At 63.3% G+C, this 15,124-nt stretch carries 13 protein-coding genes and 1 tRNA gene; 9 read left to right on the top strand and 5 right to left on the bottom strand.

Features of this window, described 5'->3' with window-relative positions; translation table 11 throughout:
* Window positions 1-17 precede the first annotated feature (17 nt).
* The 4 genes from NKH71_RS29665 to NKH71_RS29650 all read right to left on the bottom strand — a co-directional run bounded on the left by NKH71_RS29665 (window position 18) and on the right by NKH71_RS29650 (window position 2,886).
* A complete protein-coding gene (locus NKH71_RS29665; protein WP_023720580.1) occupies window positions 18-254 on the bottom strand; it encodes a Trm112 family protein in 237 nt (78 codons plus the stop codon).
* A 205-nt stretch (window positions 255-459) separates the two neighbouring features.
* Window positions 460-1,131 carry an LON peptidase substrate-binding domain-containing protein gene (locus tag NKH71_RS29660; protein WP_023720579.1) on the bottom strand — a complete coding sequence of 224 codons (672 nt, stop codon included), beginning with the start codon at window positions 1,129-1,131 and terminating at the stop codon, window positions 460-462.
* A 163-nt stretch (window positions 1,132-1,294) separates the two neighbouring features.
* Window positions 1,295-2,287 carry a thioredoxin gene (gene trxA, locus NKH71_RS29655; protein WP_023720578.1) on the bottom strand — a complete coding sequence of 331 codons (993 nt, stop codon included), beginning with the start codon at window positions 2,285-2,287 and terminating at the stop codon, window positions 1,295-1,297.
* 101 nt (window positions 2,288-2,388) lie between these two features.
* Entirely contained in the window at window positions 2,389-2,886 is a 498-nt protein-coding gene (locus NKH71_RS29650; RefSeq protein WP_023720577.1) for a prolyl-tRNA synthetase associated domain-containing protein, read from the bottom strand.
* A 231-nt stretch (window positions 2,887-3,117) separates the two neighbouring features.
* On the opposite strand from NKH71_RS29650, the gene NKH71_RS29645 reads away from it, so the two are divergent.
* The 3 genes from NKH71_RS29645 to NKH71_RS29635 all read left to right on the top strand — a co-directional run bounded on the left by NKH71_RS29645 (window position 3,118) and on the right by NKH71_RS29635 (window position 5,364).
* Window positions 3,118-3,192 (top strand) — tRNA-Gly (locus NKH71_RS29645).
* 278 nt (window positions 3,193-3,470) lie between these two features.
* Window positions 3,471-3,809: a hypothetical protein gene (locus NKH71_RS29640; RefSeq protein ID WP_023720576.1), complete on the top strand. Its 339-nt coding sequence runs from the start codon at window positions 3,471-3,473 to the stop codon at window positions 3,807-3,809.
* A gap of 316 nt (window positions 3,810-4,125) precedes the next feature.
* Window positions 4,126-5,364, top strand: coding sequence for a M24 family metallopeptidase (locus NKH71_RS29635; protein WP_023720575.1), 1,239 nt, complete (start codon window positions 4,126-4,128; stop codon window positions 5,362-5,364).
* A gap of 15 nt (window positions 5,365-5,379) precedes the next feature.
* Here the strand turns inward: NKH71_RS29635 and NKH71_RS29630 are convergent, their stop codons facing one another.
* Complete coding sequence (locus tag NKH71_RS29630) at window positions 5,380-6,252, bottom strand: helix-turn-helix domain-containing protein (RefSeq protein WP_023720574.1); 873 nt, start codon at window positions 6,250-6,252, stop codon at window positions 5,380-5,382.
* Between the two features lie 106 nt (window positions 6,253-6,358).
* Here NKH71_RS29630 and NKH71_RS29625 point away from each other — a divergent pair, with 106 nt between their 5' ends.
* The 6 genes from NKH71_RS29625 (at window position 6,359) to NKH71_RS29600 (ending at window position 15,013) form a co-directional block, all read left to right on the top strand.
* The gene (locus NKH71_RS29625; protein WP_352496003.1) at window positions 6,359-7,630 is read left to right on the top strand and encodes an extracellular solute-binding protein; all 1,272 of its coding nucleotides are present in this window, start codon (window positions 6,359-6,361) and stop codon (window positions 7,628-7,630) included.
* Between the two features lie 261 nt (window positions 7,631-7,891).
* Complete coding sequence (locus NKH71_RS29620; protein WP_352481102.1) at window positions 7,892-8,752, top strand: carbohydrate ABC transporter permease; 861 nt, start codon at window positions 7,892-7,894, stop codon at window positions 8,750-8,752.
* A complete protein-coding gene (locus tag NKH71_RS29615; RefSeq protein ID WP_352587971.1) occupies window positions 8,749-9,615 on the top strand; it encodes a carbohydrate ABC transporter permease in 867 nt (288 codons plus the stop codon). Before NKH71_RS29620 ends, NKH71_RS29615 begins: the two co-directional genes overlap by 4 nt.
* Window positions 9,616-9,623: 8 nt before the next feature.
* Window positions 9,624-10,721, top strand: a complete 1,098-nt coding sequence (locus NKH71_RS29610) for an ABC transporter ATP-binding protein (RefSeq protein ID WP_023720570.1) — start codon at window positions 9,624-9,626, stop codon at window positions 10,719-10,721.
* A 56-nt stretch (window positions 10,722-10,777) separates the two neighbouring features.
* Complete coding sequence (locus tag NKH71_RS29605) at window positions 10,778-12,811, top strand: aldo/keto reductase (protein WP_352791712.1); 2,034 nt, start codon at window positions 10,778-10,780, stop codon at window positions 12,809-12,811.
* A gap of 420 nt (window positions 12,812-13,231) precedes the next feature.
* A complete protein-coding gene (locus tag NKH71_RS29600; protein WP_023720567.1) occupies window positions 13,232-15,013 on the top strand; it encodes an NAD(P)/FAD-dependent oxidoreductase in 1,782 nt (593 codons plus the stop codon).
* The last annotated feature ends 111 nt before the right edge of the window (window positions 15,014-15,124 follow it).

Raw genomic sequence — 15,124 nt, 5'->3', positions numbered from 1 at the left:
TCGCTGCGGAGCGGCCCTTATTCCGAGCCACCCAGGCGCGGCGGTGGCATGGCATCGTCTATGGCGATGACCCGCGCCTCCGATGGCAGCATGATAGGAATGCCGTCCCGCACCGGATAGGCAAGCTTTGCCACCCGCGAGACAAGCTCGCCGCGCTCCGGATCCCAGGCAAGCGGCCCCTTGGTCAGCGGGCAGGCCAGCAGTTCCAGCAGCTTGGGATCGACAGTCCTGTTCCCGTCACGTCCATCCGCCATTCGATCCGTCCTTCCACAAGGCAACCGCTTCGGGGTTTCGCGCGCGGACTTCCCTTCTCCCCTTGTAGGAGAAGGTGGCCGAGCGAATCTCGGTCGGATGAGGGGTGTTCCAGCTTGGCACCGAGGGCACTCCGTCCAGCACCCCTCAACCGTCTCGGCGCTACGCGCCGATCCACCTTCTCCCACAAGGGGAGAAGGCAAGAGCCTACTGCAAACTCGAACCGAAATCCTCATTGTCGCGCGCCAGCGCCATTTCGGTGATGGCGATCAGCGTTTCGGCGCGTGTCTTTAGATCGGCCGCTTCGAGCAGCGCCTGTTTCTCGGCCGGCCCGTAGGGCGCCATCATCGACAGCGCGTTGACCAGCATGGCGTTTTCGGCGCGGCTGACGCTTTCCCAGTCGGCCTCCAGATCGTTGGCCTGCAGATAGGCGCGAAACGCTTTGAGCAGCGCCGGCCGGTCGATCTCGGCTTCCGCCTGGTCGTCGTCGAGATCGGTGAGAAAGGGTGCCAACCGGCACTGGCGAAACGGCGTCCTGACGGTGAGTTCCTGGACAATGCGGAACCGGCACACGCCCTGCAGCGAAATCAGATAACGACCGTCGCCGCTCTCGGACAGCGCGATGATGCGCCCGGCACAGCCGACATTGCAGAGTTCCGGCTCGCCGTCGGGACGCAGCGCACCGTCGAGGCTGGGCTGGATCATGCCGATCAGCCGCGCCCCGGCGATCGCCTCATCGACCATCTGCAGATAGCGCGGCTCGAAGATGTTGAGCGGCATGCGGCCTCCCGGCAGCAGCAATGCGCCCTCAAGCGGAAAGATCGGCATGGTCGACGGTAAGTCCGCAGCGAGTCGGTAATGCGCGTTTCCCGCCTGCACCTCAATCCTCCGATCGCTTCGTCAGGAAGCGCACCAAACCCGTCTCCTCCCGGCCGGCACAAGGCGCGACACCGGAAACCCGAAATCGAATGCCGTCCGAAAACCTAATCTGGCGCAGCCGCCGCCGACCGCAAGCCCGCCGGACAAAACAGTCTGCGCCGGCTCAGGAAAACAGCAGCGACGACAGTTTGCGCCGTGCCGACAGCGTTGCCTCGTCGGTCATGCCCCATGCCTCGAAGAGCTGCAGCAACTGGGTTCTGGCGCCATCGTCGTTCCACGAGCGGTCGGCCTTGATGATCGCCAGCAGATTGTCGGCCGCCGCCATGCGATCACCCTTGGCGTTCTGGATCATCGCAAGCTCGAACCGCGCCTGGTGATCCCCGGGATTTTCGGCCAGCCGCCGTTCCAGTTCCGCCGGATTGCCGAGCACTGCTGCTTGCGCGGCGAGCGCCATCTTGGCGCGCAGCGCGGCGAGCTGCGGCGCATCCTTCTTTGCCTCCGGCGCCCGCGCCAGCATCGCATCGGCACCTTCGGTATCGCCGGCCTCGAACAGCAGATCGCCCAAGCCGGCGATCGCCTCGATCGTCTCCGGCGCCTGTTCCAGGATAGCGTCGTAGATGTCGGCCGCGGTCTGCACGTCACCGGCCTCGCGCGCCTCGGCGGCCGCGGCCAGCGCCTCGGCCACTTGCGGTGCGCCACCATCCTTGCCGCCGACCTTCTGGATGAATTGCGTGATCTGGCTCTCGGGAATGGCGCCCATGAAGCCGTCGACCGGCTGGCCGTCCTTGAAGGCAATGACCGCCGGTATCGACTGGATGCCGAGCTGGCCGGCGATCGATGGATGGTCGTCGATGTTCATCTTGACCAGCTTGACCTTGCCGCCGGCGGCTTTCACCGCCTTTTCCAGCAGCGGGGTCAATTGCTTGCAGGGGCCGCACCATGGCGCCCAGAAATCGACCAGCACCGGCTGGCGGCGCGATTCCTGGATGACGTCGGCGGCAAATCCAGCGGTCGTGGTGTCCCTGATGACGTCGGCCGGCACCTCCGCAAGTGCGACCTTCTCACGCGCGGCATCGGTGCCGCCATACTGCACGGTGGTGGCATACTGACCGCCATTGCTGCCAAATGGCCCGCCAAAGGGGTTGCTATCGCTCATCTCGTCGCCCTTTCGGTCGCGCCGCCGGCCAAGGGACGGGCGCAACATCCTTCTTCAGAACCCGGTTTCAGTCACCCCGGTCTCAGTCACCCATGTGGCGATCATGCCGAGACTTTCAAGATAACAGCATCATGTCCGGTTGCCTCGACGAATTTGACCAGGTCCGTGGCGGCGATGGAAGTCGTCGCCTCATTGGTCAGCGGGTGGGCGTTGACCACAGCATGGCTCATCAGCTCCTCGTCGAGAACGACCTTGACCCTTCGCTCCGTGTCGTTGATCAGCCCGAAAACGGTGACCGCGCCCGGGACGACGCCGAGAAGCTCTATCAGCATCTCCGGCCGGCCGAAAGACACGCGGCCCGCGGCGCCGATCAGATGATGGATCTGCTTTAGATCGACCACCGCCTCCTCGCCGACGCTGACCAGGAAGAAATTATCTTTCTTGTCCTTGAGGAACAGGTTCTTGGTGTGGCCGCCGGCGATCTCGCCGCGCAGCACCTGCGAATCGGCGACAGTGAACAGCGGCGGATGCCGCTGTGTCGATACCTCGATCCCGAGTCCGGCAAGAAAGGCGAAAAGGTCGGCTTCGGTCTTCGGCATCGGTCTTTCTTCTGATGGCCCGCTTTCAACGGCTTGTTCGGCCTACGCCGTTTACGGCCAATGATGCGGCCAAGACAAGCCCGTCGCGCAATGCAGGGGTGATTGCCTTGCGACGTGTCGCGGGACGGCTTGTCCGCATTGCCGGCGAAGCAAAAAGCCTGCGAATTCCCTGTTGCAATCGCCGCGCTCTTCAGCCATATAGGCGCGGCTTGCGGCCCGAAAGCCGCGCGAGCGGGTGTAGCTCAGGGGTAGAGCACAACCTTGCCAAGGTTGGGGTCGAGCGTTCGAATCGCTTCACCCGCTCCAGTTTCTCTCAAGGGAAATCAAGCATCGAAAAGCCGCGGTCCGCCGCGGCTTTTTCGCATTTGGGCGGCACAGGTCGCACTTGCCAGCAGGCGCTGCGGTCGCGCCAAGTACGCTGCAGATAGAATTCAGGACTTTTGCGTGTCGTCCTCGGACCAAGGTCCGTCTTGCAGAATGCTCTATTTGAACGGAACTTGTTGGACAGCGGGCTCCACTTTGGAAAGTCCTCACGTTTCTCACTGGAACCCATCCTGGCGGGAGGGCCACTCGAAGGAGGAATTATGAAAACGCGCACCTATCTATTCGCAGCGGCGGCCGCTCTCACCCTTGTCGCGTCTCCGGTCCTCGCTGCCCCCGGCGGCAATGGCGGCGGGAACGGCAATGGCGGCAGCCACGGCAACGGCGGAAACTCGGCTGGGGCCGGCTCGCAGGGACACGGAGCCGCCACCTCGGCCGCGGCCAAGGACAAGTCGACGACCGGAGTTGCTCATGCAATGGCGGTCGTTGCCACGACACCGGCCTCACCGCAGGCCACCCTGGCCTTGCAGGCAGCGCTGGATAGGAAGGCCGCGAAAGACGCGGCAAACACTGCCGACGACACCTCTGACGAAACCGAGTAAGCATTCGAAACTGACAACTTGTCGCGTTGAAAGCCGTGGTTCGCCGCGGCTTTTTTTCGTTTCCCCGCCTGGCGTTCGAACTCTCAAGGCCTTTGATGCATGTCGCGCAAAACTGTGCAGCGGTTTTGCGACACCGACATGCATGAAACAAGAACCTGAAGCGCGTCGCATGAGGCCGGTCGAACGCAACGCGCTTTTAGGGTCGGCAGGTCAACAGCGCTTCCAGAAAAAAGCTGCTCCACAGCGGCCCTGAAGCTACGCTGAGGCCAAACGCCGCCGCATCGGCGTCGGATTCGATTGCATGCGAGGAGATCCCGTGACGGGCTTTGTCGACCGAGAACGCGCAACAGACCTGATGCAGCGTGCCAATATCGAGGCATTGGTGCTTTGCGAGCCTGAGGCATTCCAATATGCCACCGGCGCCTGGATCGGCCCGGCCGGCCTGTTCCGCCGGGCCGGCGCCGGTTTCGTGGTCATCCCGAGACGAGACGACCTGCCGATCGGCGTAGTGGTTGCCGATTTCCAGGCTGCCCAGCTCCGGGCGGCGGTGGCGGATGCCGTGGTGCGCACGCATCCGATCTGGATCGAATCCGCGTCGCTTGAGCCGGCGACGGCCGGCCGGCCCGTTGCGCAGCGCATCGAGGCCGGCCTGGTTGGCCGCGCCCCCGGTTTTGCACGTCCAGCGACCTTCGAGCTTGCCCGCTCTGTCCGCGAGCTGAAGACGATGCTCGCCGAATTCGGGCTGGAGCGTGCAACGCTCGGCATCGAGCTGGATTTTGTCTCGGCCAGCGATTTGTCCGCGATGCAGGCGATGTTGCCCGGCACGGCCCTGGTCAACGGCTCGCCGATCCTCGACAGGCTGCGGGCAATCAAATCGCAAAGCGAGATCGACCTTCTGCGGCAGGGCATCGTCCTGTCGGAAACCGGCCTGTCGCGACTGCAGCAGCATGCGGCGACCGGCATGCGTCAGTCGGAGCTGGTCGCGCTCTACCGGCAAGGCGTCGCCGAAGCAGCCGCCGGGTCCTCGCTGCAAATCTCGACGGCGGAATACGTCACACTGGGCGCTCGGCCCAAAAGCGCCGATGTGGCAGCCACCGCCGGCGATCCGCTGAAGGCCGACATGGTCTGCAGCGTGAACGGCTATGCCTCCGACATGTCGAGGAATTTCACCTTCGGGCCGCCGTCGCCCGAACAGGCCGAATTGCATGCGATAGCCGAGCGCGCCTTCGCCGATGGGCTTGCCGCGCTTATGCCCGGAAAGCCGTTCGCCGGCGTGCATCGCGCCGCCAGCGAAAGCCTGGCGCGCCAGGGCCTGCGTTCCTATCGCCGCGGCCATTTCGGCCACAGCGTCGGCCATTCCGTGTTTTCCGAGCAATGGCCGTTCATCTCGGCCGACAGCGATGTCGTGATCGAAGCTGGCATGGTGCTGGCATTCGAGATCCCGCTCTACATCGACGGTCTCGCCAGCTTCAATCTCGAAGACCAGTTCCTGATCACCGCGAACGGGCCGCTGCCGATGAACCGCTTGCCGAGGCGCCTGGGGACTATAGGCTGAATCCAGCCGGTGCCCTTACCTGGCGCCGGCCACGCCCCTGCGGAAATCCGACGGCGACATGCCGGCAAGCTTGCGGAACGATTTGTTGAAGGCGCTGAGCGAGCCGAAGCCCGATTCCATGGCGACGCGCAGTACATTGGCATCCTGATGCATCAGCAGCGCCTGCGCGTAGCTGAGGCGCAGCAGATTCACATATTCGTTGAGCGTCATGCCGGTCGATTTCTTGAAGATGCTCATGGCGTATTTGGGATGGATGTCGGCCGCCGCGGCGATGTCGACGCAATCGATCTCGTAGAGGAAATTCTCGGCGATGAAGTCGCACATGCGCCCGACATTGCGCAGCGATTGCTGATCGAAGGGACTGCCTATCTCCTGTTCGACCGGGGTTTCGGGGGCGAGCCGGTAAGGCTCGAAGCGCACCCGCTCCAGCCGCAGCAAAAGCTCGTTGACGGCATGCTCGGCCTTGACCGGGTCGCCGGAGCGGGCATAGCGGTTCCAGCGCTCGAAATTGTGGTCGTCCGACCGGTCGGTGGCGTCGGTTACCAGCGTCGCGCCCGTCATCAGCCTGTTGCGGACGTCGACCGGCAAATGCAGCCGGAAGAAATGCACCAGCGGCAGATGCGCGCCGGCATAGATGGCATCGTCGGAGGCTTCGTCCATCTGGTGCGGCAGGCCGCCCCAGAACAGACACATGTCGCCAGCAGAGAGCGAAAGCTCGTGCCCGTCCATGCGGTAATGCACGGCCCCGCGCACGATGAAATTCACCTCGACCTGGGCGTGCCAATGCGGCTTGAGCATCACCAGGGGCTGGGTGTGAAACATCTGCAGCAGCAGCGGCAGGCCCTCCACGCTGCTGGCGCCAGGCTGGTAAAACGGCCTTTCCGGCATCTTACTTTCCGCTCATTTCTTATTCCCTTTGTCGCGGACAAGGCTTTCCCGAGGCCTAGTCTAGCCACGCTCGCAAACAGAGAGCAACTGAAATGGGAGGATTTCAATGCGCATAAAATTGACCTGCGCCGCGCTCGCGCTTGCCTTGGGCTCCAGCCCGGCCTTTGCGCAGTCCGGTGAAATCACGATCTGGAGCTGGAATATCGCCGCTTCGTCGCTGAAGGCCACCATAGCGGGCTTCAACAAGCAGTTTCCCGACATCAAGGTCACGGTCGAGGACCTCGGCAACCAGCCGACCTACGACAAGTCGATCGCCGGCTGTGCCGCCGGTGGCGAGGGCCTGCCGGACATCGTGACGATCGAGAACGGCGAAGCGGAAAACTACTGGAGCCAGTTCCCGGATTGCTTCGTCGACCTGCACACGCTCGGCTACACCGCGGAAGACCAGGCAAAATTCCCCGACTTCAAGCGCACCGAGCTCGAGGTGGACGACAAGGCCTATGCGATGCCGTGGGATTCGGGGCCGGTGGCGATGTTCTACCGACGCGACTTCTACGAGAAGGCCGGCGTCGATCCGTCCTCGATCAAGACCTGGGACGATTTCATCGCTGCCGCCAAGAAGATCCAGGCCGCCAATCCCGGCGTCACGATGACCAACGCCGATTTCAACGGCGATTCCGAATTCTTCCGCATGATCTCCAACGAGCAGGGCTGCGCCTACTTCTCCGCCGATGGTCAATCGATCACGGTCAACCAGCCCAAATGCGTCGATGCCATGACCAAGATCAAGGAGATGAAGGACGCCGGCATCATTTCCTCTGCCGACTGGAGCACCAAGATCACCAACAACACCGCCGGCAAGGTCGCCACGCAGATGTATGGCGGCTGGTATGAAGGCACTGTGCGCACCGAATCGCCCGATGGGACAGGCAAATGGGGCGTCTATTTGATGCCGAGCCTGACCGCCGACGGTCCGCGCGCCGCCAATCTCGGCGGCTCCTCGCTCGCCATCACCTCGGTGTCGAAGAACAAGGAAGCCGCCTACGCCTATCTGAAATACACGCTAGGGACGAATGAGGGCCAGATCACCATGCTGAAAGGCTTCGGCCTGGTGCCGTCGCTGATTTCGGCGCTCAACGACCCTTATGTCTCCGAGGGCCTGCCCTATTGGGGTGGCCAAGCCGTGTGGAAGGACATCCTCGGCACCCTGCCCAAGGTCGTCCCCAGCCGCGGTACGCCGTTCCAGAGCGACGCCGAAATCATCATCCGCGCGGTGCAGACCAAATATCTGGCCGGGGGCTATCCCGACGCCAAGGCAGCGCTCGACGATGCCGCAAGCCAGATCGCCGCGGCGACCGGCCTGCCGGTCAAGTCGTGATCTGACACGGAATGATCCCAGAGTCAGTTACCGGGCGCTTGCGCTGCCCCTCACCCTTACCCTCTCCCCGTGAAGAACGGGGAGAGGGGGTCACCAGCGTTGCGGCCCAGCCCCTTCTCCCCGTCACTTACGGGGAGAAGGTGCCGGCAGGCGGATGAGGGGCGGCACCGGCCTTCGAACAAGCCGCCGTTTGCGGCGCCGCATCACCTGAAACATCAACACCGCGCGCCCCAGCAGGCGAAAGCAGAAAGGAGGAGAACGATGCGCTACCAGAACGCCACGGCGTATCGCTTCCTTGCGCCCTATCTGCTGATCTTCTCGATCTTCTGGCTGTGGCCGATCATCGATTCCTTCCTGATCTCGTTCCAGGCGACGCGCACCGTGCCGTGGCGGTTCGCGCCGACCTTCAACTGGGGCCGGCTGATCGGCGATCCGGCCTTCTTCAATGCCTTGAAGAACACATTGCTGATCCTTGTCATCCAGGTGCCGGTGATGATTTCGCTAGCGATTGTGATGGCGGTGCTTTTGAACTCGCCGCTGCTCAAGGCGCGTGGCCTGTTCCGCTTTGCCTTCTTCGCGCCGGTCGTGGTCGGCGAGGTCGCCTATTCGGCGGTTTTCCGGCTGATGTTCAATCTGGACTACGGCATCATCAACAAATTGCTGAACAGCATCGGCCTGCCCAACGTCGACTGGTTTACCAACGTCACCCCGGCGATGGCGGTCATCATGATGGCGGTGACGTGGCGCTGGGCCGGCTACAACGCCATCATCCTGCTCGCCGGCCTGCAGTCCATCCCCGAGGATGTTTACGAGGCGGCGACCCTGGACCGGGTCAGCAAGGTCAAACAGTTCTTCTACATCACGCTGCCGCTGCTCAAGCCGATCATCGTGTTCTGCGCCGTGCTGTCGATCATCGGCACCATGCAGCTGTTCACCGAGCCCTTCCTAATCACCGAGCGCGGCGGGCCGGGCGGCGGCACCGAAACGCTCGGGCTGCTGCTTTATCGCCAGGGCTTCCGGTCGCTCAATTTCGGCTACGCTTCGGCCATCGCCTACACCATGGCCGGACTGGCGATTGCCATTTCGCTGGTGCAGATATGGCTGACGAGGGAACCGAAATGACCTCGCGCTCCCCAATCGGCCATTCCCGGGTCGGCCGTTCCCAGGCCAGATTGGGCCGCAGCATCGCGCTGCATCTGTTCCTGACGCCGCTGGCGCTGGTCTGGCTGTTTCCGCTGTGGATGATGGTGGTCTTTTCCACGATGCCCGACAACGGCATCTTCAGCCCCGACATCGAGCTTTTGCCGCACGGCAATTTCCTCGACAATGTCAGCAATCTGCAGCGCGGCACCAATTTCATCGGTGCCATCGGCATCTCCGTCTCGGTGGCGGTGACCTACACCTTCCTGTCGGTGATGCTGACCTCGATGGCCGGCTGGGCGCTGGCGCGTTACAACTTCTTCGGCAAGGGCATGGTCGTCGCCATCATCTTCGGCACCATCACGCTGCCCTATGCGGTCGTGCTGATCCCGCAATTCATCATGGTGGCGCGCGACTTCAAGCTCGCCAACACCTGGGTGGCGCTGATCGTGCCGCCGCTGTTCAATTCGCTGGGCGTGCTCTTCATGCGGCAGAGCTTTTCGATGATGCCGCACGAACTGTTCGACGCCGCCAAGGTCGAGGGCGTCAAGGAATGGCGGATATTCCTGTTCGTCGCACTGCCTCTGGCGCGGCCGATGCTGGCAGCGCTCGCCATCATCCTGTTCCTTGCCTCCTGGAACAACTATCTCTGGCCGCTGCTGATCAATTCCAAGCCGGGCGCAATGACCGCGCCCGTGGCGCTCGGCACGCTGATCGGTCTCACCAAGGTGTCCTGGGGCGGCATCATGGCGGGCGCGGTGATGCTGACGGCGCCAATGCTCGTCGTGTTCGTGCTTCTGCAGCGCCATTTCGTCGCCGGCATCGCCGCCGGCGCTATCAAGTAAGGATCAGCATGGCGGCAGTCACACTCAAAAACGTCATCAAGCGCTTCGGCGTCTTCGAGATCGTCCACGGCGCCAATATCGATATCGATGACGGCGAATTCGTCGTCTTCGTCGGCCCTTCCGGCTGCGGCAAGTCCACGCTGCTCCGGATGATCGCCGGGCTCGAGGACATCAGCGACGGCGAGATCGCCATTGGCGGCAAGGTGGTGAACGACGTCGAGGCGGCCGATCGCGGCATCGCCATGGTGTTCCAGTCCTACGCGCTCTATCCGCACATGACGGTTGAGCAGAATCTGAGCTTCGGCCTGAGAATGACCGGCAACCCCAAGGCAGATACCGAGCGGCGGGTGAAGCGGGCTTCCGAAATCCTGCGCATCGCCGAGCTGATGAAGCGGCGGCCGCGGCAATTGTCGGGCGGCCAGCGCCAGCGCGTCGCCATCGGCCGCGCCATCGTGCGCGAGCCGCAAGTGTTCCTGTTCGACGAACCGCTCAGCAATCTCGATGCCGAGCTCCGGGTGCAGATGCGCGTCGAGATATCGCGCCTTCACAAGGAGCTTGGCGTTACCATGGTCTATGTGACGCACGACCAGACCGAGGCGATGACGCTGGCCGACAGGATCGTCGTGCTCAACGCCGGTAATATCGAGCAGATCGGCGCGCCGCTCGATCTCTACGACGACCCCGCCAACCGCTTCGTTGCCGGCTTCGTCGGCTCGCCGAAGATGAATTTTCTGGCGGCGAAAGTGGTCGGAACCGACAACAGCGCGGCGATCGTGGAGCTGGTCAACCATCGCGGCGTGCGACTGCGCAAGCCGCTTTCCGATGCCTTGCCTGCGATAGGCGGCGATGTCGTGGTTGGCGTGCGGCCGGAGCATTTCTTCGACGCCGGCCAGGGCGATTGCGACCTTACCCTCAAGGCCGACGTCGCCGAGCACTTGGGATCGGTGAGCTATGTCTATGCCAATTCCGGGACCGGGGGCGGGCGCGAAGAACTGATCATCGAGCGCGAGGCCTCACGGCATCGCGCCAACGGCGACGACCTGGTGGTGTCGATCAAGGCCGACCGCTCGCTTCTCTTCGACGCCACCGGCGCACGCATTCGCTAACCCATCTTTCTTTTGTCCGATCGCGATTGCTCGCGGCCACCCCACGGAGATTTGACATGACTTCCAAACCAGAAAAAATTCGCTGGGGCATTCTCGGGCCCGGCAACATCGCCAAGGCCTTTGCCGGCGGCGTCGCCCATTCGCGCACCGGCACCTTGGTCGCCTTAGGGGCGCGCAATCCCGGCAAGGCCGGGCTCACCGAGGCTTTCCCCGGCGCCCGCATCCTCGACGGCTACGAGGCTTTGCTTGGCGATCCGGATGTCGACGCGATCTATATTTCGACGCCGCATCCGAGCCATGCCGAATGGGCGATCAAGGCAGCCGAGGCCGGAAAGCATGTGCTTTGCGAAAAGCCGCTTGGCCTGACCGCCTTCGAGGCCGACGCGATGATCCATGCGGCGCGCAAGGCCGGCACCTTTCTCGGCGAAGCCTTCATGTACCGGCTGCATCCGCAGACGGCCAAGCTGGTCGAGCTGATCAGTGCCGGTGCGATCGGCGAGATCAAGATGATCAAATCCAGCTTCGGCTTCGCCATGCCGGGCTTCATGCCGGAGCACCGGCTTTACGCCAAGGATCTTGCCGGCGGCGGCATCCTCGATGTCGGCGGCTATCCCGTGTCGATGGCGCGGCTGATTGCCGGCGCCGCGGCGGGAAAGCCCTTCGCCGAGCCGGACAAAGTGGTGGGTACTGCGCATCTCGGCCAATCCGGTGTCGACGAATGGGCGTCGGCGCTGTTGCATTTTCCGGGCGGCATCGTCGCGGAAGTCTCCTGCAGCATCTCGCTCGCTCAGGACAATGTCTTGCGCATTCTCGGCAGCAAAGGCCGCATCGAGGTGGCGGACTTCTGGTATGCCGGCGGCCAGCAAGGCGGCACCGGCGAAATCCGCATCATCCGTCCGGGTAACACCGAGGTGGTCGAGGTCAAGGAGGACGGCTGGCTTTACGCGTTCGAGGTCGACGCCGCCGGCGAGGCCATTCTCGGCGGGAAGCAGGAGTTCGCCTGGCCCGGCATGGGCTGGGCCGAGAGTCTCGGCAATCTGCGCGTGCTCGACAAATGGCGTGCCGCGATCGGGCTCGAATACGACATCGAGAAACCGGCAAAGCGCGTCAACACGATCTCCGGACGGAAGCTGCGCTCCGGCGGGACCGCCATCTCCAAGCGCAGCATTCCGGGCCTGCCGCGGCGGGCCTCGTGCCTGGCGCTCGGCTTCGAGGATTTCCGCACCTTTTCGTCGGGCGCCATCCTGCTCGACGCCTATTTCGAGGCCGGCGGCAATCTGTTCGACACCGCCTTCGTCTACGGTTCCGGCTATACCGAGACCCTGCTTGGCCAATGGCTGAAAAACCGCGGCGTGCGCGAGCAATCCGTGGTCATCGGCAAGGGCGCGCACTCGCCGCTCTGCTATCCCGACGTCATCGGCGAGCAGCTCACCCAGTCGCTCGAGCGGCTGCAGACCGACCATATCGACGTTTATTTCATGCACCGCGACAATCCGGACGTGCCGGTCGACGAATTCGTCGATGCGATGGACCGCGAGGTCAAGGCCGGCCGCATCCGCGGTCCGTTCGGCGGCTCGAACTGGACGATGGAACGCATGGACGAGGCGATTGCCTATGCCGAGCGCACCGGCAAGCAGAAGCCCGGCGCGCTTTCCAACAATTTCTCCTTGGCCGAGATGCTGGAGCCGATCTGGGCAGGCTGTGTCACCTCCTCCAGCGACGCGTGGAAGGCCTGGCTCACCGCCCGGCAGATGCCGAATTTCGCCTGGTCGAGCCAGGGCCGCGGCTTCTTCACCGACCGCGCCGGCCGCGACCGGCGCGACAATGAGGAGTTGGTCCGGGTCTGGTACTCGGACAAGAATTTCGGCCGTCGCGACCGTGCCATCGAGCTCGCCAAGCGGCTGGGCAAAAGCCCGATCCACGTCGCGCTCGCCTACGTCCTGGCGCAGCCCTTCCCGTCCGTCCCGCTGATCGGGCCCCGCTCGCTCGACGAATTGGAAGACAGCCTCCAGGCGCTCGACATCTCACTTTCGCCGGACGATCTTGCATGGCTGGATAGCGGTTCGGATCAGGCCCGCGCGCGGGCCTGACAGCAGGGAGAAAGGTTGCTAGAAGATGCGCTATGCGTGACTCGTGGGTTGGAAACGAGCTGATCAGAGTGCTTCTCGAGAACGACTCAGTGCACTTGGAGTTTGCTGGCGTTACCGTCCAACTCTGGACTTTATTCAAGGTGGCCTACGACGGAGGGCCTGACGTCTGGATAAAACCGGATAACCGTAGCGGCGATTTAAGCTTAATCTGGGCTTTGGTCGGAACGCGACTTGTAGAAGTAGCCTTGGAGGACACGGTTCGGGTCAGATTTGACAACGGCACGGAAATCATGGTCCCACCTGGCAACCGCCGAGGAGCCGTTATAACGGGAGTAGATGGCTACGATCCCTTCTGAATTTTGTACTGGCCCTACCGAATTTTGCGCGGCTTCTGGCACTCTTGGTCGACGAGGAGGATAGATGCTCGACATCTCACCGTCGAAACAGGCGGCCACCTGGCTCGGTTCTTTTGCGCGAGCGCTCGAAGCGGGCGACGTCGAGGCCGCAACCAATCTGTTCGTCGAGGACTGCTACTGGCGCGATCTTTTGACCTTCACCTGGAACATCAAGACGATGGAGGGGGCGGCCGCGATCCGCGACATGCTGGCGGCGACGCTGGCAACCACAAGGCCTGCTCAATGGCAGCTCAGCGGCGAAGCGACTTCGGACGAAGGCACCATCGAAGCCTGGTTTTCTTTCGAGACGTCATCGGCGTGGGGCCAAGGCATCATGCGCCTCAGGGACGGCAAGTGCCGGACGCTGTTCACGGCGATGAGCGATCTCAAGGGGTTTGAAGAGCGCAAAGGCCCGGCGCGGCCGCTGGGCGTCCGCCACAAGGCCGATCCGGAACGCGAAACCTGGCTGGAGGCAAGGCGCCGCGAGGCGCGTGACCTCGGCGTTAGCCAGCAGCCCTATTGCCTGGTCATCGGCGGCGGCCAGGGCGGCATCATGCTGGGGGCGCGGCTCAGGCAATTGGGCGTGCCGGCCATCGTCATCGAGAAGAACGCCCAGGCCGGCGATTCCTGGCGCAAGCGCTATCGCTCGCTCGTGCTGCACGACCCGGTCTGGTACGACCATCTGCCCTACATCCCGTTTCCCGAGAACTGGCCGGTGTTCACGCCCAAGGACAAGATGGGCGACTGGCTGGAGATGTATACGCGCGTCATGGAGCTCAATTACTGGACCTCCACGACATGCGTCAGTGCCTCCTATGACGAGACCGAAAAGGTCTGGACGGTCGAGCTCGACCGCGCCGGCGAGCGCATCACGCTGAAGCCGAAGCACATCGTCTTCGCGACCGGTGCTTATGGCCCGCCCAGGCGCATCGACCTGCCGGGCGCCGAGGTCTTCAACGGCGAAATCCTGCATTCCAGCCAGTATTCCAGCGGCGAGAAATTCCGCGGCAAAAAGGTCGCCGTCATCGGCGCGGCAAGTTCCGGCCATGACGTCGGCGTCGATCTCTGGGAGAGCGGCGCCGAGGTGACGATGGTCCAGCGGTCGCCGACGACGGTGGTCAAGTCGGACACGCTGATGGAGATCGGTTTCGAGATATTTTCGGAAAAGGCGCTGGCCCGCGGCATCACCACTGAGAAGGCCGACATGATCGTCGCCTCGACGCCGTTCGCGCTGCTGCCGCAAGGCCAGCGGGCGCTTTACGACGTCATCAAGGCGCGCGACGCGGCTTTCTACGACCGCTTGCGCGGCACCGGCTTCGCCATCGATTTCGGCGACGACGAGACTGGGCTCCTGATGAAGGCCTACCGCACCGGCTCGGGCTTCTACATCGACGTCGGCGCCTGCGATCTGATCATCGACGGCGAGATCGGCATCCGTAGCGGCGTCGGGATCAAGTCGCTGACGCCGACAGGCATCCTCTTCGACGACGGCACGGAACTGGCGGCCGACGCGATCATCGCCTGCACCGGCTATCTCTCGATGAACGAGACAGTGGCGGCGATCGTTTCGCGCGAAGTCGCCGACAAGGTCGGGCCGTGCTGGGGGATTGGCTCGGGCGTGAAAGGCGACCCGGGTCCGTGGCAAGGCGAGTTGCGCAACATGTGGAAGCCGACAGCGCAGGAAGCGCTGTGGTTCCACGGCGGCAATCTTGCGCTGTCGCGCTTCTATTCAAAATTCGTGGCGCTGCAGATCAAGGCGCGCATGGAAGGCATTCCGACGCCAGTCTATGGAGCGCCGGTGCGATAGGGCTGCCTTTCCCTTCTCCCCTTGTGGACCTGTTGCGCAGTCATGAGCAAAAGCTTGCGGCGGCGGGGTTGCGGCGGTTGTTCGCTTGTTTGCGGGGGATTTGACGTCTTG

This window comes from Mesorhizobium sp. M0983, assembly GCF_040318975.1.
GTDB lineage: Bacteria > Pseudomonadota > Alphaproteobacteria > Rhizobiales > Rhizobiaceae > Mesorhizobium.
Note: the sequence above shows the minus strand (reverse complement) of the source record. Positions and strands in the feature narration are given on the sequence as shown.

Excerpts from the sequence above, each read along its gene's own strand:
- NKH71_RS29665 (WP_023720580.1), bottom strand. The coding sequence starts at position 254 with ATGGCGGATGGACGTGACGGGAACAGGACTGTCGATCCCAAGCTGCTG.
- trxA (WP_023720578.1), bottom strand. The coding sequence starts at position 2,287 with ATGAGCGATAGCAACCCCTTTGGCGGGCCATTTGGCAGCAATGGCGGT.
- NKH71_RS29650 (WP_023720577.1), bottom strand. The coding sequence starts at position 2,886 with ATGCCGAAGACCGAAGCCGACCTTTTCGCCTTTCTTGCCGGACTCGGG.
- NKH71_RS29640 (WP_023720576.1), top strand. The coding sequence starts at position 3,471 with ATGAAAACGCGCACCTATCTATTCGCAGCGGCGGCCGCTCTCACCCTT.
- NKH71_RS29630 (WP_023720574.1), bottom strand. The coding sequence starts at position 6,252 with ATGCCGGAAAGGCCGTTTTACCAGCCTGGCGCCAGCAGCGTGGAGGGC.
- NKH71_RS29625 (WP_352496003.1), top strand. The coding sequence starts at position 6,359 with ATGCGCATAAAATTGACCTGCGCCGCGCTCGCGCTTGCCTTGGGCTCC.
- NKH71_RS29620 (WP_352481102.1), top strand. The coding sequence starts at position 7,892 with ATGCGCTACCAGAACGCCACGGCGTATCGCTTCCTTGCGCCCTATCTG.
- NKH71_RS29615 (WP_352587971.1), top strand. The coding sequence starts at position 8,749 with ATGACCTCGCGCTCCCCAATCGGCCATTCCCGGGTCGGCCGTTCCCAG.
- NKH71_RS29610 (WP_023720570.1), top strand. The coding sequence starts at position 9,624 with ATGGCGGCAGTCACACTCAAAAACGTCATCAAGCGCTTCGGCGTCTTC.
- NKH71_RS29605 (WP_352791712.1), top strand. The coding sequence starts at position 10,778 with ATGACTTCCAAACCAGAAAAAATTCGCTGGGGCATTCTCGGGCCCGGC.
- NKH71_RS29600 (WP_023720567.1), top strand. The coding sequence starts at position 13,232 with ATGCTCGACATCTCACCGTCGAAACAGGCGGCCACCTGGCTCGGTTCT.